Annotated in this window: 18 protein-coding genes; 8 read left to right on the top strand and 10 right to left on the bottom strand. The window is 69.6% G+C overall.

The annotated features are described in order from the left end of the window. Nucleotides 1-70: 70 nt before the first annotated feature. The 4 genes from O0S08_RS05675 to O0S08_RS05665 form a co-directional block, all read right to left on the bottom strand. On the bottom strand, nucleotides 71-817 hold the full coding sequence (locus O0S08_RS05675; RefSeq protein WP_269037979.1) for an SMI1/KNR4 family protein: 747 nt from the start codon (nucleotides 815-817) through the stop codon (nucleotides 71-73). Nucleotides 818-824: 7 nt separating this feature from the next. Beyond that, nucleotides 825-1997, bottom strand: coding sequence for a DUF4150 domain-containing protein (locus tag O0S08_RS05670; protein WP_269037978.1), 1173 nt, complete (start codon nucleotides 1995-1997; stop codon nucleotides 825-827). Further along, the gene (locus O0S08_RS51210; protein WP_371879598.1) at nucleotides 1994-2950 is read right to left on the bottom strand and encodes a beta-ketoacyl synthase N-terminal-like domain-containing protein; all 957 of its coding nucleotides are present in this window, start codon (nucleotides 2948-2950) and stop codon (nucleotides 1994-1996) included. Before O0S08_RS51210 ends, O0S08_RS05670 begins: the two co-directional genes overlap by 4 nt. A gap of 113 nt (nucleotides 2951-3063) precedes the next feature. Continuing rightward, entirely contained in the window at nucleotides 3064-4101 is a 1038-nt protein-coding gene (locus O0S08_RS05665; RefSeq protein WP_269037977.1) for a DUF2169 family type VI secretion system accessory protein, read from the bottom strand. Between the two features lie 397 nt (nucleotides 4102-4498). On the opposite strand from O0S08_RS05665, the gene O0S08_RS05660 reads away from it, so the two are divergent. Both O0S08_RS05660 and O0S08_RS05655 read left to right on the top strand, forming a co-directional pair. Beyond that, nucleotides 4499-6604, top strand: coding sequence for a DUF1588 domain-containing protein (locus tag O0S08_RS05660; protein ID WP_269037976.1), 2106 nt, complete (start codon nucleotides 4499-4501; stop codon nucleotides 6602-6604). Between the two features lie 24 nt (nucleotides 6605-6628). After that, on the top strand, nucleotides 6629-8074 hold the full coding sequence (locus O0S08_RS05655) for a DUF1552 domain-containing protein (protein ID WP_269037975.1): 1446 nt from the start codon (nucleotides 6629-6631) through the stop codon (nucleotides 8072-8074). Between the two features lie 3 nt (nucleotides 8075-8077). On the opposite strand, the gene O0S08_RS05650 is transcribed toward O0S08_RS05655, so the two are convergent. The 3 genes from O0S08_RS05650 to O0S08_RS05640 form a co-directional block, all read right to left on the bottom strand. Beyond that, entirely contained in the window at nucleotides 8078-9100 is a 1023-nt protein-coding gene (locus tag O0S08_RS05650) for a hypothetical protein (RefSeq protein ID WP_269037974.1), read from the bottom strand. A gap of 160 nt (nucleotides 9101-9260) precedes the next feature. Further along, nucleotides 9261-10628 (bottom strand): MYXO-CTERM sorting domain-containing protein, encoded by a 1368-nt coding sequence (locus tag O0S08_RS05645; protein ID WP_269037973.1) that lies wholly within the window; start codon nucleotides 10626-10628, stop codon nucleotides 9261-9263. A 276-nt stretch (nucleotides 10629-10904) separates the two neighbouring features. After that, a complete protein-coding gene (locus tag O0S08_RS05640; RefSeq protein ID WP_269037972.1) occupies nucleotides 10905-12092 on the bottom strand; it encodes a sensor histidine kinase in 1188 nt (395 codons plus the stop codon). A gap of 174 nt (nucleotides 12093-12266) precedes the next feature. On the opposite strand from O0S08_RS05640, the gene O0S08_RS05635 reads away from it, so the two are divergent. The 6 genes from O0S08_RS05635 to O0S08_RS05610 all read left to right on the top strand — a co-directional run bounded on the left by O0S08_RS05635 (nucleotide 12267) and on the right by O0S08_RS05610 (nucleotide 19128). After that, on the top strand, nucleotides 12267-12971 hold the full coding sequence (locus O0S08_RS05635) for a glutathione S-transferase N-terminal domain-containing protein (protein WP_269037971.1): 705 nt from the start codon (nucleotides 12267-12269) through the stop codon (nucleotides 12969-12971). An 80-nt stretch (nucleotides 12972-13051) separates the two neighbouring features. Then, the gene (locus O0S08_RS05630; RefSeq protein WP_269037970.1) at nucleotides 13052-14200 is read left to right on the top strand and encodes a BPSS1187 family protein; all 1149 of its coding nucleotides are present in this window, start codon (nucleotides 13052-13054) and stop codon (nucleotides 14198-14200) included. Nucleotides 14201-14407: 207 nt separating this feature from the next. Further along, a complete protein-coding gene (locus tag O0S08_RS05625; protein ID WP_269037969.1) occupies nucleotides 14408-15961 on the top strand; it encodes a right-handed parallel beta-helix repeat-containing protein in 1554 nt (517 codons plus the stop codon). 99 nt (nucleotides 15962-16060) lie between these two features. Further along, entirely contained in the window at nucleotides 16061-17167 is a 1107-nt protein-coding gene (locus O0S08_RS05620; RefSeq protein WP_308477869.1) for an IS630 family transposase, read from the top strand. After that, nucleotides 17164-17484, top strand: a complete 321-nt coding sequence (locus tag O0S08_RS05615) for a hypothetical protein (protein WP_269032845.1) — start codon at nucleotides 17164-17166, stop codon at nucleotides 17482-17484. Before O0S08_RS05620 ends, O0S08_RS05615 begins: the two co-directional genes overlap by 4 nt. 330 nt (nucleotides 17485-17814) lie before the next feature. Continuing rightward, nucleotides 17815-19128 (top strand): WD40/YVTN/BNR-like repeat-containing protein, encoded by a 1314-nt coding sequence (locus O0S08_RS05610; protein WP_269037967.1) that lies wholly within the window; start codon nucleotides 17815-17817, stop codon nucleotides 19126-19128. A 201-nt stretch (nucleotides 19129-19329) separates the two neighbouring features. Here O0S08_RS05610 and O0S08_RS05605 read toward each other — a convergent pair whose 3' ends face one another. From O0S08_RS05605 to O0S08_RS05595, 3 genes are all read right to left on the bottom strand, one after another. After that, nucleotides 19330-20307, bottom strand: coding sequence for a fibrinogen-like YCDxxxxGGGW domain-containing protein (locus tag O0S08_RS05605; protein ID WP_269037966.1), 978 nt, complete (start codon nucleotides 20305-20307; stop codon nucleotides 19330-19332). A gap of 148 nt (nucleotides 20308-20455) precedes the next feature. Continuing rightward, the gene (locus tag O0S08_RS05600; RefSeq protein WP_269037965.1) at nucleotides 20456-20965 is read right to left on the bottom strand and encodes a hypothetical protein; all 510 of its coding nucleotides are present in this window, start codon (nucleotides 20963-20965) and stop codon (nucleotides 20456-20458) included. 107 nt (nucleotides 20966-21072) lie between these two features. After that, the gene (locus tag O0S08_RS05595) at nucleotides 21073-21567 is read right to left on the bottom strand and encodes a hypothetical protein (RefSeq protein WP_269037964.1); all 495 of its coding nucleotides are present in this window, start codon (nucleotides 21565-21567) and stop codon (nucleotides 21073-21075) included. Nucleotides 21568-21614 lie beyond the last annotated feature (47 nt).

The raw sequence follows: 21614 nt of genomic DNA, 5'->3' as shown, positions 1-21614 counted from the left end.
GCTCCCGAGCCTCCGTCCCATATCCTCGCACGACCACGGGCTCCCGAACGTGCCGGAGGCGAAGGACAGCTCACGGAGGCGGCAATGCTCTGCGTTTGCCGTGACCTCGCAATCCGTCGCAGAGCGCCTCTGCGACCCTGCCGACCGCTTCGGGCTGCTCACCCGCGATGAAGACCATGAACGCCGGCGACTCCGGCAACTCGTAGACGATCGCCGCACAATCACCACGCTCATGAAGCGCATTGGCCTCGCTGGTGACCCCGAGCCTGCCCAATCCCAGTTGTGAGAGGATCCTGTCGAGTTCGCCCCGACGAGGAGCCTGGCGAGGCTCCGCGAAGTCGGCGGACGACCATGTTACGGACTCTCGACACGGCAGCGTCAGCATTCGGACCTCGCGGAAGCCGGTGGCGAAGAGCATGTCTCGCAAGCTCGAATATTCGTCGCGCCCCTGGCCGAAGGACAGGCTCCCGGACGGGAAGCTGACCACCCTACCATCGCCCGCGCGCGGCGCCCTGGAGACGTCCAAATAGTAGTCCGACATCGGCTGCACGTCGTTGACCGCGATCGGATAGATATGCGCGGGCATCGTATCCCGCTTGAACTCCGCGAGCTCGATGACCTCGTCAAGGTCGAAGGTGACCTCGTCGACACGAAAGCCGAGGTTCGCCGCCGCAGTGGCCAAGAAGTCACGATAAGCATTCGGCACCGACCGGCCCAGGGCGTGCTCGAGCTGCGCGATCCGAGATTCTGGATAACCCCGGACAATTTCTGCATACTTGGGTTGGTAGGCAGCGAGGAATTGAATGAGGTCTCGCATGGTGCTCTCAGGGGCAAGGGGGTTGTCCTAGCCTACATACCATCCCGGTGCAAATAACCTGGCAAGTAGTGCAGGACGGCACCGTGTCTCCGTCGCCGAACTCCTTGTTCTTCATCCACTCTCCGGAAACGGTCGGTGGAGTGGTAGAGCGATCAGCCACCAGTCCGAAGATGGATGACACAGCCACTGTCGAGTCACTCTTCATTGAGACCCAGATCTCGATCAGAGTCCCCGGCTTGTGACCATCCGCGAGGCACTTCTGAATCATCTTGGGCGCGGCGCAAAAGAGCGGTGGATTGCCCCGACCACGCTCGTTGTGAGCCTCCGCGACTCGCTGCAGGGTATCGCTCCATTGAGGTTCGGAAATGGTGCCAAAACCGCTCGGTCCAGTGGGCGAGGCAAATCCAGTTCTCGGGGGTGGAGTCGGCATGGTCACCACCGGAACCAGCCCCAAGTTGCCCGCCTCGACCTCGAACGCGTCCGCCGACAATTTATACTGACCGTCGTCGTATTTTCCACCCGCCAACCCTGCGTACTGCTTGCGAGCCTCGCATTGACATGACAAGACTCCGATCATGACTCCTTTTTTGAGCGGCGTCGCCGATCCCGATTTCGTCACGAACGCTTTCGCGAAGGCGCCATTCTTGTCCTGCAGCGCCGCGCGCAAGTCGTTGGCTTTCTTCACCACGTCGTCGGCCGGCACCAACTTGTGTTTGCTCTTGGCCTCCTCGCAGATGATACATTCTTCCCCGTCGATTGGATCGTCGCCATAGCCCACCTCACCTTTGGCGACGAGCGACGTATTGAAAGTGTTGCCGTTGTGGTGCGTCACATCCATGAACCGCGCGACGCCCTTGCCCTCGAATTTCACGTCGATACTGGAGGACCCGAAGGTGAGCTTGCCCTTTGTCTTGGAAGACATGATGCCGCCACCCGCGGTGCCAGCCTCGTCGCCTGTGCTGGTGCGGAGGTTCGAGCCCTCGTGAGCGACCGGATTGCCGCCGATCTTCACCGCCTTGGTAGCCTGGGCCAGATCGCTGTCCATGGCGATGTTGGGATAGGGGATCGGGACGGGCCCGCCCGGCGACGGAGTCTTGCAGACGTCGGGCGGCCCTGAGATCTGCGTGAGCCCGTCGCCCTTGTGTAAAATCGATCGGCCGTTGGCGTGAACTTCGCTCATCTTCGCCTCCCCTGAGCCACAGTCTCGATGATACACCCTCCCACCGCTCCATCGTCGGACTCGCCGTAGACGAGCGCCGAGCGATGCCGGGGCGGGCGGCCGGGCACAGGTCCAGCTTGCAGCCCTGCGACCGCGACGACAAGCGCCATGGCGCCCGCCCCGGCGCCCGCGTCCCCGAGCGATGCTCCAAGAGTACTGACGCAGAGGGGTTCCGGCATCAGGGCCGTATTGCGCAAGTACGCGTACGAGAACCCGCGTCCGTAGCACCCCTCGCCTGTCTGGGCCGAGATCACGACATCCACCCGGTCGCGGCGTTCCTGCCGCAACTCTCGCAGAATGTCCGTGAGCCCAGCGGCCACGTAAGGTCCGCCTAGCCCTCGTGGATGCGGTTCACGGGCTAGGGCGCAGTTCGTCACATGCCCGAGCGCCGGGACGCTCGAACCCTGGTGTGCCCGCGTCAACACCACGAAAGCCGCGCCCTCGCCGGGCAGCAAGCCGTCCGGGTTGCGACGGCCAAGCAAACGGTTCGCGTCGCTCAGAGCTCGCAACGTGGCGGGATCGACGCAGGAGTCGAACGCTCCCACCAACACCAAGGGGCACCCGCCGCGTGCGAGCAACTCGAGAGCCGCGTGCAAGGCGATGAACGCGCCTGCTCGTCCTGTGGCCGCCGGGCTCGACGTGTGCCATTCGAGCGCCAGAGTTCCACCGCCACGCCGCGCGACATCCGTGAGACTTCGATGGACGACCCTCAGGTCGACCGCCGGCCCGAGACCAAGCTGCGGCGAAGCGACGAAACAAGGGACGGCACTTATCCCTGACGAGACGAGCGTGGGAACGACCTCGCTGAACGCGCGCCGGGCCCAAAATTCTGCCCGCTCGGTGCGCGACAGCACTTGCGCAAGCCGGCGAAACAATGAGGCCCGGACGGGCTCGCCTGTAGCGTCGAGCACCATCTCGGACTCGGTGAACCGGTTGACGCCGGCATACATGGCCGCCAGTGCAGCGTCCGCGCGGAGCCCCAGCGGGCAAGCCATGCCATAAGCGATCACACGGGCCTCGGTTGCCATCATCCCCGCTCCCACGCATCGAGTTGCCGAACCACAATGTGTTCAAGTTCAAAAGGATCCGGCTCAACTGCCATCGCAGCCCGCCAATAGAGTGTGAAGCTACCATCTTCAGGCTCGAGCCGTATGCCGTCGAGTTGCATGCGCATCCGGCTGCTCCCGCGCCGCATCATGAATTTAGCTTGCAGGGCCAATCGTGGCAAGGAAAACATGATCGCGCCGTCGGGGTGCATGCCCAACAGCCGCACCACCTCTCCCCCTTTCAGCGCCGGATTAGCCACGAGCCCCGAAGCCGCCGCGTTCATCAGCCGAGGGTCCACGTCCTTCGGCCACAATGGTGCTCGCATCCGGCACCATGCATCATCATAAGTGCCAGCATAATCGCGACGCGGTCGCCAATGACGAGAAATGGGGCCGAAACCCGACGGTCGAGGATGATCGGCCAGCGACCCGATCTGTTGGCGGGGGTCCTCGATATTTGGCAAGGGCTGGTCGATCGCATCCTTCGCCCGCAGGTAGAGCCCCTGACCGACAGGGTTCCGTTCAGACGCGAGCGCTGCCGAACCGGTGACGTTGCCCGGAGCGCCGCCGAAGCAACGCTCGTAGACCAAAGGTACGGATGTGAAGGGCAGCGGACTGGAGACCGCCGGTGAACCCACCCCGGAACGCCAAACGCGATCTCCGAACACCGTTGCGACCTTGTGACAAGGGCCGACCGATACACTGACCGTGGCGCACTCGGTCGGTCGGCCGCCCGGAGCCCATGCCAGCCCCTCGACATAGATGTCCGTACCGGGCCTGATATGGGTGGTTTGACCTTCACACCGCAAGCTCGAGGCGCCAGGCATCCCCCAGTATTCGTCGGCGAGCGGAACCGGCCGTTGCTCATGGGCCAACACCGGCTCGTCGGGCGCGTCCGAGCCAGGCAGTGGCATGTAGAACCGCCCTGCGACCACGACGACCACGAGCCGCTGATCGTCAAAGCCGAGCGACGGCAAGCTGGTCGCGGCGAACGGTGACAGGTTCTCGATCTGGGTCATGCGGAGGCGCCTGCAAAGATACGCGGCGACGGCCGGACTGGGAAGCCGCGTGTGATGCCGCCGACCGCGGCGTTCGGCCACATGCGCGATTCCGTCCCCCATGTTCGCGGATCACCGTCGAATGACCCGGCAGCCGATTTCCGATGGCCTCCCCTCACGTCGCGGCATGACATGTTGACATCAGCTCGATACATTCGCCCTCTCTCGCGTATCCCGACGCGCGCGGCCGCGCCGCGAATGTGGGCACTCGCTCGCGCGCAGAGGTCATCAAGTACGCCGCCCCGCGCGGCGTTGCCCTCAGCATCTCGCCCACGGGAATCGCGACCCTCGGCAAAACTCCCGGCCTCGCGCGCCGCTCCGCCGTTCACGCGCGGGCTCGCGTGATAATGTCGCTTTCGTGCGCAACTTGTCGACGATCCAGCGATCGCTCCTCTTGCCGGTGCTCGTCGCGCTCGGCTGCCCGCAGGGCGGCGATGTCGCGAGCGACGGCGGCCCGGGCACGACCGCCGACGCGAGCACCGGCACGGCCACGGGCACCGACGTCCCGACCACCGGCGCCAGCGGCCCGGGACCGACGTCGAGCGGGACCAGCGCGACGGGTGACACCGGCGACACCGGCGACACCGGCGAGCCCCCGGGCGAGCCGTCCGGCAACGCGCTCGATCAGAACGCCCTGTTCACATGCGACGACCGCCCGGCCCTGCCGCCCGCCGACGTCCGGCTGCTCGACCGGCAGGAGTGGACGCGCAGCGTCGGCAGCTGGACCGGCACCAACCTCGCCAACAACCCGCTGTACCCGCGGGCCGCTCACCGCTATTCGACCTACAGCGACGGCGAGGCGCTCGACCCCAGCGTCCTGTCGCTCTACCTCGACGTCGTCGGCGGCTCGGGCACCTCGTGGACGATCGGCAAGTGGGACGCCGGCCGCGTGCGCACGGTGATCGAAGATCCCGAGTGCCAGTGCTTCCTGAATGACGCCGCCCCCTCGCCCGAGTGCGTCGATTACTTCGTCCGCCGCTACCTCGAATACGGATCGGTGTACCGCCCGGCGAGCGACGAGCAATTCGCGTCGCTCCGCGAGTTCGCGCAGTCGGTGCTGGCGGCCGAGGGCGGCGTCGAGTCGCGGCCGGCGACGATCAAGCGGATCGCCGCCGCCGCGTGGATGACCACCGCCGCGCTGCACCGGCCGGAGCTCGGCGCGGGCGAGCCCGACGAGCACGGCCGCCTGCGGCTCGGCGACTGGGAGCTGGCGCAGTCGATCGCCTACGCGCTGACGCGGGCCCCCGCCGGCACCCCGAGCGTCAATCGCAACTACGAGGCCGGCTTCACCAAGGGCGACATCGACGGCGACCTCGGCGACTTCCTCGACGCCGCCGCCGACGGCACGATCAAGGACCCCGAGGTGGTCGCCAACCTGGTCCGCGCGCACTTCGGCGGCCTCGACGAGGAGCGCCGCGACCTCCTGCTCGAGCCGCACGACGGGCGCTGGTGGGAGAACCAGGGCGAGTACTGGATGGCCACCGGCGTGCGCGCCTTCTTCCGCGAGTGGCTCGGCTACGGCGGCCTCGCCGACAAGCCGGAGAAGGTCGAGGTCGCCAAGACCTCGGGGTGGATGGGCGGCATCGTCGAGTTCAGCTACCAGAACACGGTCTCCGGCATCTACGGCTACGAGAACACCCTCGTCACCCAGCTCGACGACATGATCGCGCGAATCATCGCCGGCGACCAGGACGTCTACACGCAATTGCTGACCTCGCGGATGTTCTACACCCCGGCCACCGGCGGCTATCAGGAGGGCGAGACCTCGATCTGGAAGTCGACCGCCGAGATGAACCGCGTCTACAACGTCCCGACCGTGACCCCGCAGACCCGCGAGGCCCGCTGGAAGGAGCTGCCGGAGGGCGAGCGGTCGGGCGTGCTGACCCACCCGGCGTGGCTCGGCGCGCACTCGCTGTCGTTCGAGAACGACCCCAACCTGGTCCACCGCGGCAAGTGGATCCGCGAGGAGCTGCTGTGCCAGGACATCCCGGACCTGCCGCTCAACGTCGACGCCATGCTGTCCGAGGAGTCGCGCGAGCAGTCGGCGCGCCAGCGGATCTCCGAGCAGATCGACGCCGACGCGTACTGCAGCGGTTGCCACCAGATGATGAACCCGCTCGGCTACCCGTTCGAGATCTACAACCACGCCGGCTTCCTCCGCGTCGAGGATCACGGCGGCCCGCCGAACGGCACCAGCGTGCTCGCCAACATGCCGGCGCCCGAGCTCGACGGCGCGGTCACCAGCGCGATCGACCTCAGCCAGCGCCTCGCCGGCTCGAAGTACGCCAAGCGCTGCTTCATGCGCCAGGCCTTCCGCTTCTTCGCCGGCCGCGAGGAGACCATGCACGACGGCTGCACCCTCGTGGCGATGGAGACCGCCTACGACGAGAGCGGCGGCGCGTTCAGCGAGCTGCTGATCGCCCTGTTCAACAGCGACAGCTTCCAGTACCGCGTGCCCGAGTGAGCGGCGACGACCAGGAGACCCACCATGTTCACGCGTCGTAACTTCCTCACCACCGCGGGCCTTCTGACCGGCGCCGGCCTGTTCGGCGGCGCCGCCTTGACCGGCCGCAGCACCCGCGCCGCCGACGGCGACCCGCGCCGCGTCGTCATCTTCCTCGAGGGCAACGGCATCCGCCCGTCGTGCGTGCGCGACCCGCTGACGCTCGAGACGCTCGAAGGATTCGCCGGCAAGCCGATCGAGAGCAGCCGCGATTACGGCCACGACGATCCTGTGATCATTCCCGGCGCGCCGCTCAGCGAGGCGCGCTCGCTGGGCGCGCTGGCCGGCCTCGACGAGGACATCTCGCTGGTCGAGCGCGCCTGCCTGGTGCTCGGATTGTCGGCCGCCTACCTCGGCGGCGGCCACTCGACCGACTTCGGGGCCCTGAGCGCCTCGCGGGCCGCCGGCGGCCCCGCCGGCCCGACCATCGAGACCGTGCTGTCCGCGATCCCCGAGGTCCGCGGCAACACCCCGTTCGACGCCATCCGCATCGGCGTCGGCGCGGCCACGACTCCCCTCAATTACGCCAGCTGTGCCTTCGACGCCGGCAAGCCCGCGCCGCTGCTGCTCAGCCCCTCGGCCGCGTTCGCCTCGCTGTTCGGCTCGGTCGCCAGCGGCCAGGCCGGCGAGGAGTTCCAGACCCGCAAGGAATTGCTGGAGTTCGCGCTCGACGACGTCACCCGCGAGCTCAAGAACTTCGGCGGCTCGAAGCGCGGGCGCGACAAGCTCGAGACCTATGAGGCCTCGCTGCTGACCATGCTGGCCCGCAACGACCAGATCCTCGGGATGAAGGGCGCGCTGCTGAACGTCAAGCCGGTCGGCCCCGGCGAGACCGACCCGGACCCCTACGCATCGGACGACCCGCTCGAGCAATTGCGCCTGCAGGCCGACATCGCCACCGCCTCGCTGATCGCCGGCCTGACCAACGTCGCGGTCGTCTCGTTCGGCGCCGGCAGCTACTACTGGTCGCTGCAATACCCCGGCCTCGTCGACCTCTACCCCGGCAAGCAAGTGATCGGCGGCCACGACCTGCGCCACGGCGAGAGCCCCGCGTTCTACGAGGTGCTGCACGAGGTCACCAGCCGCGGCGTCGCCGAGATGGCGCGCATGGCCCGGGCCCTCGCCGCCGTCCCCGAGCAGGGCGGCACCATGCTCGACAACACCCTCCTGCTCTACATGTCCGACAACGGCGAGAAGCACCACTCCAACTCCGAGGAGTGGGCCATGCTGCTGCTCGGCGGCAACAACATGGGCTTCAAGACCGACGGCCGCAGCGTCACCTATCCGAAGAGCGGTCACGAGAACAATCGTCAGACCTCCAACATGTTCAACTCGCTGCTCCACGGCGCCGGCTTGCCGACCGACGACTTCGGCCACAGCAACCCCGCCACGCGGGTCGCCGAGGGCCCGCTCGCCGAGGTGTGGGGCTGACGGTCACGGCTTCGGCGGCCACGGCAACGTGATACCGCCGAGCTCCGCCTCGAGCGGGACCCGGTCGCGGATCCACAGCAGCAGCGGCAGGGTCGGCGCCGACGGCAGGTAGTACGCGAGCGGGCCCCCGCCGGCCAGCGGGTCGCACGCCTCCAACACGGGCGCGACGAACAGCGCGTCCCGCAGGGCCCGCAGCTCCGCCGCCAGCTCCGGGTCGTGGATGGGCCGCGTGGCGACCGGCTCGATCACGGTCTTCCCGTCGTGCGAGATGCTGGCAGGATCGAGGTCGAACGGCCACGGCACCGCGCAGGTCCACGTCTCCGTGACGGGCAGGTCGCCCTCGACCTCCGGCGCGATGAGGTCGACAGTCACCGGATCTGCCGGCGCCATCGGCTCGCCCGCGTCCCACAGCGACTCGAACCACGCGGCGGCCACATCGTTCAAGCCCGCGAGCTCCGGCGGCGGATCTTGCCCCCCCGAGCAATCATGCCCGCAGCGGACGCTCGCCTCGCCGTCCGAATAGAAGTAGTTGGCCGCCCCCTCGTCGTTATCGCCGTAATCACCCGCCCGCTCGGACCATCGATCGAATAGTAGCGACTGCGACAGCTCCTGCTCGAGCTCCGGCGTCAACACGCCCGTGCGCGTGACCTGCCAGTTCACCCGATCGAACATCCCGGGCAGCTCCGGCCGCGACTCGCTCGCCACCCAGTAGCGGCAATCACCGCGGACGTACAAATAACTCGCGCCGAGCTCGACGCCGATGCTCGTGATCAACTCGAACCTGCCGGTGAGCCTGCGCGCCGCCAGCCGCAGCTCCTGCGAGCCGTCGCAGATCCGCCGCCACTGGGCCTCCCCGGTGGTCGGCCCCGCGCCCGACGACGCGCTCTCGGTGGCCTCGCTCGCGCTCGTGGACGTCCCCTCGCTCGCTCCGCTCCCGGAGCTGGTGCTCTTGTCGCCGCCGCAGGCGCCGAGCAGCCACCCCGCCGAGACGACCCCCATCACTCTGCTCGCGTGACCTCGGCTCATTCCGGCGATGGTACGATCTCGCGGCCCGCGTACAGCGGCCCGCGCCCTCAATCCTTCAGCCGCCGGCCCGCGCCCCGGCCGACCCGCGCGGCTGGCCATGGCTGGCGCTCCCGGGCGCGCAGTTCGGCGGCCCCGATCGCCAGGGCGCTCCGCGTCGAGCTCAGGCGCGGCGGCGGCGAAGCAACCAGCCCGTGAGCACGATCAGCGAGGCGAACGCGGCGCCCTCGCCCGGATCGCGGCCTTCGGTGCGACACCCGCAGCCTGCGTCGGAGTCGCCGGTCGCGGGCTCGCCTGCCGTCGCCGGATCGGTCGTGCTGGCGGCCGTCGCAGCGCCGGTGAGGTCGCCTGTGGCATCGTCGCCGGTCGCGGCGCCGGTCGGCCCGTCGCTCGTGGGGTTGCCGGTCGGGCTGGTCTCGCTCGCTTCGCTGCTCGAGCCGTCGTCACCGCCGTCGGTATCGCCGCCGGTGTCGCTGCCGGTGTCGCTGCCGGTGGTGTCCTGGGGGGCCGTACCGGCGCACGGGGCCTCGGCGCGGGTGGGCTCGAAGTCGGGGCAGGAGGCAGGGTCGGCGCCGAGCGAGAGGAGCGGGAAGCCGAGCGTGCCGGTGGTCGGGTAGAGGCGCTCGACGCCCTGGCCGTCGACGATGTGGAAGAAGTAGCGGTGACAGCCGGGGCCGGGCGAGAGCACTGCCTCGTAGGTGCCCTGTTCGGGCTGACCGTGGCGCAGCGCCAGCGGCTCGCACACGGGCGTGACGCCCTCGGTGTAGTGCACGACCTGGGCGACCTCGGGCGGGCCGCCGCCAGGCAGGGCGTAGGTGATGCCGAAGGTCGGGGTGTCCTCCGGCTGCATCTTCGGCCCGGAGGCGCCGTGGATGATGTCGCGGAAGTGCACGCCGTCGCCGACGACCGGGTAGGTCCCACCTGCTCCGAAGACCAGGTGGTACACCGGCTTGCCGAAACCCTGCGCAGCGCCGGTACCGAGCGCGGTGGTGCCGGCGCCGTTGATCGAGCCCCAGTGGGCGTCGGACCCGATCCACCCCAGCATCGCCAGTTCGGGCGAGCCGTGGCCCTCCGCACCGTTCTCGCCGTGGGCCCGGTTTGAGAAGTGGGTGAAGCGCTCGACCATGCTGGTGACGCCGCAGTCGGTCACCGGCCCGTCGCAGTGGGTGTCGTCGTCCATGCCGGCGAGCGCGCAGCAGGTCGAGTGGTCCACGCACAGCGGACAGTCGGTGGTGGCGATGTGCGTCGATTGAAAGCGAGCGGCGCGTGCGAGGTCGGCGACGAGCTCGAGCGGCGGCGTGGCCGGCGGGATCGGGCGTCCCGACGGCGTCTTGCCGTCCATGCTCGGCAGGACGTCGGCGGCGGCAGGGTCGGCGCGGATCCGGTTGGTCATGAAGCCGAGGACCCGCTCGTTGTGGGTCGGTAGCGAGCCGACCGGCTCGCCGATCGGCACCGCGGCCGAGGCGAGCGTCGGGAAGAGTACCGCCGCGACGATGGTGGAGCGCTCCAGCGAGCAAGCGAAATAGGACATGCGCGACGCTACCACGAGGCACCGCCGCCGAAGCGCGACCGGCTCGAGAAGAGTGCGAAGCTGCTGCACGTGGAGGTGTCGAAGGTCCTCGCTTCCGAGACCCGCGACGTCCTGTTCGTCAATGTGCATTGTCTTGTCACCGACGAGACTTTCGAGGCATGCGGCGCCGACGTGCGCTTCCTGCACGCGGCCATGCTCGCCTGGTCCACGATATTGTCCTGGCCGTCGAGCGCCTCGCCGGCCGCCGACGCACGGCGAGGCCGACCTCGAGTTCGGCTACGACGTCCCGCCCCGCGTACACGCGCGCGGCAGCGTCAGCGTGAAGCGCGTGCCGGCCTCCGCCGACGACTCGACCGCCAGATCGCCCCCGTGGCCCAGCGCGATCTGCCGTGAAATGTGCAGACCGAGCCCGAGGGACCCGCGGGTGTTCGCGTCCGGGTCCGCGCGGTGGAACGGCTCGAACACCGAGCCGAGCTGCGCCGGCGGGATCGGGTCGCCCCAATTGTGCACGGTCACCACCACCCGATCGCCCGTCATCCCCGACTCGACCCGCACCACCGAGCCAGTCGGGCTGAACTTGAGCGCGTTGTCCAGCAAGTTCGTCAGCACCTGCGAGATCCGGTCGGGGTCCCAGCAACCCACCATTCGCGTGTCCGGGCCGCTGCGCTCGATCGTGCGGTCCGGGTGCGTCAGCATCGCCTCGTCGATCACTTCCCGCAGCAGCAGCCGCATGTCGGCGGCCGCGGGCTTGACGGGGATCCGCCCCTGATTGCGCTCGAGGGTGAAGTCGAGCAGATCGCCGATCAGCCGCATCGCCCGGTCGGCGTTGTTGCGCAGGCGCTGCAGTTGGCGGCAGACCGGCGTCGCCAGGTGCTCGGTCCGCCGGATCAACTCCGCGCACTGGACGATGATCGACAGCGGGTTGCGCAGGTCGTGCGACACCACGCCGATCAGCTGCCGCTCGTACTCGCGCGCCTGCAGCAGCGCCTGCTGGGCCGCGTTCACGTCGGCCTCGCGCTCGGCCGAGAATTGATCGACCGCGGCGGCGACCCCGAGCGAGACCGCGTGGACCAGCACGCGCGAGTTCCCGGGGTCGATGCACTGCATCGACTCGGCGATGGTCTCGAACAGCACGTCGAGGAGGATCCCGTATTCGTCGACGACCGCGCGGATGTCGAAGCCGTGGCGGTACCGCTGCGTCCCGTGCTCGCGGGCCACCGTCGCAGTCGACCACGGCGGCTCGCCGCCGGCCTCGCCCGCCTCGTCGTCGGACGCGCCGCGGCGCAGCGCCGCGGCCAGCCGGGCCAGGAACTCCGGCAGACTGTCGACCAGCTCCGGCGTCGGCAGCGGCAGCTTGGCCGGGTCGGACACCTGCAGGCGGTGCAGCCAGCGGTCGATGATCACCTGCTGGTCTCTCTCCAGCCGGCCGGCCAGCACCTGCGCCTGCTGCGAGCGCGTCGGCATGTCCGGCCAAGGGTAGCGGAGCCTCGTCGGCGCGGCGCCCGTCCGCACGGCGAGCGGCGCCTCACGGGCGCGCGCGGGCGAGTCCGCGACCTGCCGGACCGCGCGTGTCGCCCGGCGAGGTCGGCGCCACTGCGCGCTTGTCCGCCGTCGCCGCTTCCGCCACCATGGCGCATCGTGCCACGAATCCTCCACGACCTCGCCTGCCTCGACGATCGCCGAATCAGCCCCTATTGCTGGCGCAGCAAGTTCGCGCTGGCCCACAAGGGCCTCGAGTTCGAGGCCCGCCCGCAGGGCTTCCTCGACATCCCGCGGCTGTACGGCGGCGGTCACAGGACCGTGCCGATCCTCGACGACGACGGCCACGTCGTCCCCGACTCGTGGGCCATCGCCGATTACCTCGACGCCCGCTACCCCGATCGCCCGCGCCTGTTCGAAGGGCCAGCCGAGCGCGCCCTCTGTCGATTCACCGAGGCGTGGCTGTTCGGCGCCTTCGTGTCCGAGCTGTTCCCGATGGTCGCCCTCGACATCCACGATCACGCGCGGCCCGAAGATCGCGCGTACTTCCGCGAGAACCGCGAGCAGCGGCTCGGCCGTAGCCTCGAGGCCGCAACCGAGGGCCGCGAGGAGCGGCTCCCCGACCTGCGCTCGCGCCTCCAGCCGCTGCGCATCACCTTCGCGGTCCAGGGCCAGCCGTTCCTGTCCGGCGAACAGGCGGGGTACGCCGACTACATCGCCGCGGGCGTGCTCTTCTGGGTCGCCTCGGTGACGACGCTGCCGCTGCTGGAGCGCGACGATCCGGTGGTCGAGTGGTTCGAGCGCATGCGCGACCTGCACGGCGGGCTCGGCCGCACCACTCCGATGTATGCAATTGCGGCGTGACGATCGCACTGGCGCGAGCTCGGTGAGACCACGACGAGCCCTGCGCACCCGTGCGCGGCCTTCTCTGGCATATTCGCCGCATGCCACGCACGCGATCGATCTGCGCGGCGGCGCTGCTCGCCGCTTGCAGCAGTGAGCCCGTCGACACCGCCACCGACACGACGACGACCTCGACCACGACCTCGACCACGGACACCACGGGCACCTCGACCGCGACCGCCGGCGACGACACCACCACCGCCGCCGACGACACCACGTCGACGACCTCGACGTCGACCTCGCCGACGACCACCGGCGACGCGCCGACCACCGGCACCACCACCGCCGCCGACGACACCACGACGACCACCGGCACCACCACCGAGGCCATGCCGAGCGGGCCGAACGTCGACGTGTCCGACCCGCAGCTGTACGAGTTCTCGTTCAAGCCGGACGAGGCCGACCCCGCGGCCGCGCTCGCGCTCGGCGCCCAGCTCGCCGAGCTCGACACCACGGTGCCGCTGCAGGGCCGGCTGGTCGTGTACCTGCACGGGGCCGGCCAGCCGACCACCTGCGGCTCGCAGGCGCACGGGGTCGTGCTCGCGCGCATGGGCTTTCACGTGATCCACCCGTGCTACGTCAGCGACTACGGCGTCGGCAATTGCGGCGACGACATCGGCGGCTGCCGGCTCGAGGCGTTCGAGGGCGTCGACCACCACGACTTCATCGACATCCCGCCGCCGGACAGCATCGAGACGCGCGTGGTCAAGATGCTGGGGCACCTGCAGACGCTGCACCCCGGCGGCGATTGGCAGTACTTCATCGAGGACGGCAAGCCGCGCTGGTCGGAGATCGTGATCTCGGGGATCTCCCACGGCGCCAGCAGCTCGGGCGTGATCGGCATGAACCGCGCGGTCGAGCGCGTGGTCATGCTGTCGGGCCCGCTCGACAGCAACCAGGCCTGGCTCGAGGGCGACCCGCTGACCCCGATCGACCGCTTCTGGGGCTTCACCCACACGGGCGATGACCAGCACCCCGGCCACCTGCAGAGCTTCGCCGACATGATGCTGCCCGGCGAGCCGGTGGTCGTCGACGGCGCCGCCCCGCCCTACATGGATTCGCACCGCCTCGTCACCTCCGCCCCCACCGGCGACGGCCACGGCTCGACCCAGGCCGGCGGCTCGTCCCCGAAGGACGCCGACCTGTACGTATTCGAGCCGGTCTGGCGCGTCATGTACGGCGCCGACTGAGCGGCGTTCCCGCATGTCCCCGGGGACATATGATATGACTCTCGGGACACGAGCGACGCGCGCACACGCGTGCCCCCCGCGGCCCGCACCTGGGGTCGAGAAGGCCTCAGGAAGCGGCCCTGGCCCCGATCGCGCCGCGTCTCCCACGAACGGGGAGCCTTGACGTCGGGAGGTCGGACGGGCACACGAGAGGCCGGAGTTCGACCCATGCGTACACCTTTCAATTACGCGCACCATTCGACCGCCGCGGCGTGCGGCGCGGTCTTCGGCCTGCTCGCGCCGTCGCTGGCGCTGGCCGCCACCCTCACCGTGGGCGCCGACAAGCAGTACAAGGCCGTCAAGGACGCGGTCGCGGCGGCCAAGAGCGGCGACGTCATCGAGATCGATCCGGGCGAATACATCGACGACATCTCGTCGATCAAGGTCGGCGACCTGACGATCCGCGGCGTCGGCGACGCGCGGCCGCACCTCAAGGCGACGGTGCCGCCGCCCAACAAGAAGGGCATCTTCGTCGTCGAGCTCGGCGTCGGCCCGGTCACCGTCGAGAACCTCGAGTTCTCCGGCGCGAAGATCAGCGAGGGCGACGGCAACAACGGCGCCGGCATCCGCGCCCAGGGCACCGACCTGACGGTCCGCAACTGCTACTTCCACGACAACCAGAACGGCATCCTCGCCGGCGACGGGTTGATGACGATCGAGTACTCCGAGTTCGCCTACAACGGCGAGGCCGGCTACGAGCACAACGTCTACATCGGCACCGCACCGAAGTTCGTGTTCCGCGGCAATTACACCCACCATGCCAAGTCGGGCCACGCCCTCAAGTCGCGCGCGCTCGAGAACCACATCGTCTACAACCGCCTGATGGAGGAGGCCGACGGCAACGGCTCGGCGCTGATCGACCTGCCGCAGGGCGGCCTCTCGTACGTGATCGGCAACCTGATCCAGAAGGGGCCGATGGCGGAGAACAAGTACCGCATCGTCTTCTACAAGGGCGAGGGCGGCACCAACCCCGACCTGCGGCTCTACGTCAGCCACAACACCTTCGTCAACGACGGCGCGCCCAACGCGACGTTCGTCGAGGCCCCGGCCGGCACCGAGGTCAACGTCTACAACAACCTGTTCGTCGGCCCCGGCACGCCGATCAAGACCGGCGACCCCAACACCAAGATCGTCGACCTCGGCAACCTGCAGACCGAGGACGCCGGCCTGGTCGACCGCTCCGGCTACGATTATCACCTGCTCGAGGGGGCGCCCGGGATCGACGCCGGCGAGGCCCTCGACGCGCTGCTGATCCCCGATTCGCAGTACCTGCACCCGACCCAGACCGAGTCGCGCCCGGTCGTCGGCGCGCCCGACATCGGCGCCTACGAGTTCGGCGTCGACGAGGGCACCACCACCGACGACTCCACCACCGGCGACGATTCCACCACCGGCGACGATCCCGGCACGAGCGGTCCGACCTCCGACGACCCCACCACCGACGGTCCGACGACCGCCGATCCGACCACGGACGGCCCGACCTCCGGCAACGTCGACAGCGACGGCGAGACCGAGACCAGCGGCCCGCAGCCGACCACCGAGGGCGGCCTCGGCACCACCGACGCGACCGGCGGCGACGCCACGGACACCGACAGCGACACCGGCTCGGCCGGCGACGACGACGGCGGCTGCGGCTGCCGCAACGACGCGAACGGCGGGGCCGGGGCCCTGCTGGCCGGCCTGGCGATCCTGGGCTTCACCGGCCGCCGCCGCCGTCGCTAGTACTGCCTGCCCGAAGTTCTCCAGGGGTTCTGTCCTGGATCCATCGCCAGGGCGGTATAGGCGGTGGAATAGGCGAGGCGCGAAAACGATCTCGTCGATGTGCCAGGCCCACGAGCACAACGGCTTCGTTTGGCACCTTCGGTCCGTGACGAACTGGAGGTGCTGGCCCGGAGTGGCCGCGCCGAGGCACGCCTCGTACTCCGGGCGAGGCTCGTGCTCCTCGCTGCCGAAGGGCACTCAAACCAGGAGATTGCGCGGAGATTGGGCTGCCACGTGGACACGGTGAGGGGGTGGCGTGGGCGCTTCGCGCGTGATGGGCGAGTCGTGACGCTCGAGGATCGTCCGCGAAGTGGGCGACCTCCTCGGGTATCGCCGGCGACACGCTGCAAGCTCATCAAACTCGCCTGTGACAAGCCTGCCAGGCATGGCCAGCAGACCCGTTCGACGTGGACATATGCGACGTTGGCAAGGCGCCTGCTTCATGAGACAGGTGTCGGGCTCAGCGTGTCCGAGGTGGGGCGAATCTTGCGCAACGAGGATTTCCGGCCGCACAAGATGAGGCTCTGGCTGCACAGCCCCGACCCCGACTTCTGTCGCAAGGTTCAGCGCATCTGCGATCTCTACCATCATCCCCCGGACGGAGCTCATGTGCTCTGCGTCGACGAGAAGACCGGCATGCAGGCGCTCGGACGGAGATTTCCCAGCAAGCTCCCCGCGCCCGGCCGCGCGGGCCGTTTCGAGTTCGAGTACGTCCGCCGCGGTACCTGGTCGTTGTTCGCGGCCTTCGACGTCCGCACCGGTGAAGTCCTGGGCGAGTGCAAGCCGCAACGACGGGCCGAGGACCTCTTGGACTTCATGGAGAGCCTTGCCCGCAAATATCCTACCGGCCAGCTCTACGTCGTCTGGGATAACCTCAACATCCACTATGAGGGTGCGGACCAGCGTTGGGCTCGCTTCAACCGGCGTCACGGCGACCGCTTCCACTTCGTATACACGCCGATCCATGCCTCGTGGGTCAACCAGATCGAGATCTGGTTCTCGCTGCTGCAGCGCCGCGTCCTTCGTTACGCCGACTTTCCTTGCGCCGGAGCCTTGCCCCGCGCCGTGATGAGCTTCATCCGGCGCTGGAACAGCGACGAAGCGCACCCGTTCAACTGGACCTTCCGCGGTCACTTCGTCCACACTCAGCGGCACCACGCCGCATGAGCCGTCCACGCACCACCCGCAACGCCGCTGCGAAATCGGATGATGACGCTCGCGCTGTCGAGCAGTTCCTGCGCCAACACCAGGGCCTCGCACATATCCGTGTCCGGCATCGCGCCCCGCTCATCACCCTCGAGTCCGGCCCCACCCACGATCCGATCCCGCACGCGCGCCTGCGCCGTCTCGCCGCCAACTTGTGGCAGCTGGAGATGGCTACCCATACCGGGCGCTGGGAACCAACACCCTTCCGCGCCTCTCGCGACGAACTGCTCGAGCTGCTCCTCGGCAACTTCGGCTGGACCCTTGCAGAGAGGGCCTAGCAACCCCTGGAGAACTTCGGGCCGGATGTACTAGGAGCCTCTCGACCCGCCCTCGCGCCGGGCTCCGGCGAGGCGCGAGGAGGCCCCTGTCGGGCAATGTCCACGGTTGCCCGCAGCCCGCCAGGGGCGCGGCGGTGACCTGTCGCGGTCCCGGGTGACGGTCGACAGGAGCCCGCCCATCACCTCGCGCGCGAGCTCGAGCGCGTTCACGCGGACGTAGGTGGGTCGCGCCCATCTCTGCGTGACGCGCGAACGCCTGGAGCGCGTCGGGCTCGCCACCGCGGAGCGGCCCCCACGAGACACGGCCGAGCGACGTGGTAAGCTGCGCGGATGGCGATCCTCCGGCGGCTCCTCGCGTGCGCGCTCGCGGCCGGGTGCACGTCGAGCACGGGCCCTGTCCCCAAGGACAGCTCGAAGGAGGACCAGGCGCCGCCTGTCCCCAAGGACAGCTCGAAGGAGGACCAGGCGCCGCCTGTCCCCGAGGACATCCCGCGGCCCGCCGGCGGGATGTACCTGGCGGCCCTGCACGACGATTCGCTGGCGCTGGCGGTGATGGCCGACGAGGGCGTGGCGGTGTACGGCGACGCGGTCGTCGCGTTCGCGCCGGCCGGCGAGGGCCCGCTGCGCAGCGACCCGGCGTGGGCCCGCGGCTGGCCGGGCCGAATGTCGGGGCCGATCGGCGGGCGCTGGCCGGACCTGGCGTTCGTAACGGGGTTCACCCGCATGACCCGTGCCGCGGTGTACTTCGCGGCGTGGCGGTGGGACGGCGCGGCGTGGACGCGGACGCCGCTGGCCGGCGCGTCGGTGCTCGACGAGTACCACAGCGCCTATGCGGCGCTGCCCGACGGGACGCCGATCGCGGTGCGCGGCTTCGCATTCGACTACAACCTCGGCGAAAGCGACATGGGGTTGAGTTGGTTGCAGGAGCGGGGCTCCGTGCCGCGGACGACGGTCGATCGCCTGGACGGCGGCGCGACGCAGTGGCCGCCGCTGCCGCCGGGGGCCGTCGCGGTCGACCTGCTGGCGTTCGCCGACGGGTCGCTGGTGGTGCAGCGGGGTGAGCCGTCGCTGCTGCGCTGGTCGCCCGGCGCGAGCGAATGGACGGAGCTCCCGCGCCCGCCGGACCGCGAGCGACCGGACTTGGCGGATCGCGATCGGCCGATGGTGGTGGGCCGAGATCCCGCGCGGCTCTACGTCGCCCGCTGCACACAGGAAAAAGTGCCGTCGCTCGATCGCCTGACCGACGGGGCGTGGCAGCCGCAGGCGCTGCCGGACGGCGCTTGCGTGACGTCGCTGACCGAGGCGGTCGGCGGGACGCTGTGGCTGACCAACGATCGCGGACTGCACCGCCGGCCACCGCCCGCACAGGAGACGGCCGGGCAGTGGGAGCCGGTGCCGCTGGCGCCGATCGAGGTGCCGGAGCCGAAGCAGAGACTGGCGAGGCCGGAGCCGCTGACGCCGCTCAGGGTGGTGGCGCTCGGCCGCGACGAGCTGTGGCTGCTGGCGAGCCTCGGCGAGCCGCGACCCTCGTGGGATCTGCAGAGGAGCCGGCGCATGGCGGTCCTGACGACGCGACCGATGCGCGCGCCGCTGATGCTGCAGGCGGTACATGTCCGCGCAGAGACAGGTGATCCGAAAGAGTGAGGGGCCGACCGCCGGCCCTCGCCGGGTCAAAGGCGACGAGGTGACCGCCCGCGTGGGTCGACGTGATCCGAAGCTCGCAGCTCACCTCGCTCGCGCTCGAGATGGGCGGCAGCCGCTCCGACCGCTGGCGCCGGAGCTCGTATGAATGACCACAAGGACATGTCCTCGGTGACATGTCCTTAAAACTCATCCTCGCGCGGCTCACTTCACGCGCACGGACACCGCGTCGATCCCCCACGCCTCGTCCTCGGGGCCCTGGTCGAGGGTGCTCGAGAAGCGGACCGTCGCTGCGTCGCCCGGCAGGTCGATCATCCCGTTGAGCTCGAGCTTCCCCTCCTTGTAATTCGGGTCGCCGCATTGACTGTCCATGTTGCCGCAGCTGCCGGGGATCCCCTGCGAGCACACCCCCGAGGCCACCGCCTGGCCGTCGATCTCGAGCCGGAGCGTCTCGGCCTCCCACGAATCGACGATGATCGCCTGCGCGATCACCCGCACCGCCATGTGCGGCACGCCCATGAGACTGAAGGTCTTCTCGGTGGTCGCGCCGGCGCCGAACTGGCCCGCGCCGCCGAGCAGGTGGTCGCTCAGCGCCCCGCAGCTGCCCGCAGCGCCCGCGCTCCAGCCGCTCGGCGCCTCCATCGTCTCGCGCGCGACCTCGGTCCAGCCGCCGCCGATCATGTCACACCAGACCTCGACCGCCACGCCGTCGCCGTCCGGGTCGATGCCGTACATCCCATCGGGCAGGTTCGGCTGCCAGCCGTGCAGCTCGAGGCAGCTGGCGTAGAGTCCGACGCAGGTGCCCGCGCACACGCCCGAGGCGCAGTCGGCCGCCTCGTGGCAGGTCGAGTCGTCGGCGCACGGTGAGCAGTCGCCCCCGCAGTCGACATCGCTCTCGTCGCCGTCCTTGAGCCCGTCGCTGCAGCTCGGCAGCGCGCAGGTCTGCGTGCACGCGTCGTCGTCGGCGTCGTTGCCGTCGTCGCACGCCTCGCCCGGGTCGACCTGGCCGTCGCCGCACACGCCGCCTGCGGTCGACGTCGGCGCAGTGCCTGCCTCCGAGTCGCCGCCGGTCGCCGTGCCCGCGTCGTCCGTGCCCGCCGTCTCGGTGGAGGTGCCCTGGACGGCCTCGGGGGCGCAGGCGAGGGCGAGGCAGACGACGACGGTGAGCGGTGGACGCGGCACGACGGAGCCTTCATACCGCGAGCCACGCCCGCCCGCGCGCGGGAATCCCCTCGGGGGTGTCCGCCCCCGCACCCGCGGCCGCTCGGCGCGACCATGTCTCCAAGAACATGCCCAAAAGGGCATATCGCGACAATGGCTCACGACATCGTCATTCGCACTGATCGGTCCCGTAATCGCACCAGTTGAGCGGCTCGGCGATGCAGACGTGGGCGCAGCCGTTGCAATCGAAGTCGCCGCCGAGCGCCAGGCCGACCTGGCTGCAGAACGGCCGCTCCGGCTCGTCGCACTCGCTGTCGACCCCGCCGATCTCGCCGTCCGGCGTACACGGCTTGTAGCACTCGCCCTCCTTCGTCACCTCCTGGCAGCCCCAATCATGGCACACGAAGTCACCCGGCTGGCACTCGCGCTCGTAGTTCGGGTCCGCGGTCGTGCTGCCGGTCCCGGTCGGCTCGCTGCTCGCCTCCGACGTGCTCGCCTCCGTGCTGCTCGCCTCCGACGTGCTCGCCTCCACCGTGCTCGCCACCGTGCTGCTCGAGCCCGTCCCCGTCCCGCTCGTCGCCTCGGAGGTCGCGTCGCTGTCGGAGCCGGTGCCGGGCTCGCGGGACGTACAGGCAGAGATGGACACGAGGAGAGCGGCGAAGAACGAGGCGAAGCGCATGCGGCTCGCCGTGCAACCGGCGTACCGCGGCCGCGCCCCCGCCCAATCACGGGTGAGCGCGCGAGCCCTGCAGACGCAGCCGTGACGTCCGCGTCGCGCTCATCCGCCTACTGGCACTCGTCGGCCGCGAAGTCGCACCAATTCTCCGACTCCGCCTTGCAGATGTGCACACACGCGTTGCAGGCGAAGTCGCCGCCGTCGGCCAGGCCGACCTGGCTGCAGAACGGCCGCTCCGGCTCGTCGCACTCGCTGTCGACCCCGCCGACCTCGCCGTCCGGGGTGCACCGCTTGTAGCACTCGTCGGGGATCGTCACCTCCTCGCAGCCCAAATCGTCGCACACGAAGTCGCCGGCCTGGCACTCGCGGCGGTAGTCGGGATCGGGCATCACCGTGGTGCTGCCGGTCGGCGCAGTGCTGCTCGCCGTCGCCTCGGTGTCGTCGCCCGTCGTCGTCTCGGTGCCGCCACCGCTCGTCGTCGCCGCGGTGCCGCCGCTCGTCGTCGTCGTCGTCGTCGTGTCGCCGTCGGTGTCCTTGCCCGTGTCGGAGCACGCCGCCAGCAGCGCGAGCGCGGCCAGGAATGGGTGGAGTCGCAAGCCACTCATTCGCCGACGGTACCCCGCCGTCGGCCGTACCACAACCAGGCTCATCC

Origin of the sequence: Nannocystis punicea (assembly GCF_026965555.1) — a bacterium.
GTDB classification, from domain to species: domain Bacteria; phylum Myxococcota_A; class Polyangia; order Nannocystales; family Nannocystaceae; genus Nannocystis; species Nannocystis punicea.
Note: the sequence above shows the minus strand (reverse complement) of the source record. Positions and strands in the feature narration are given on the sequence as shown.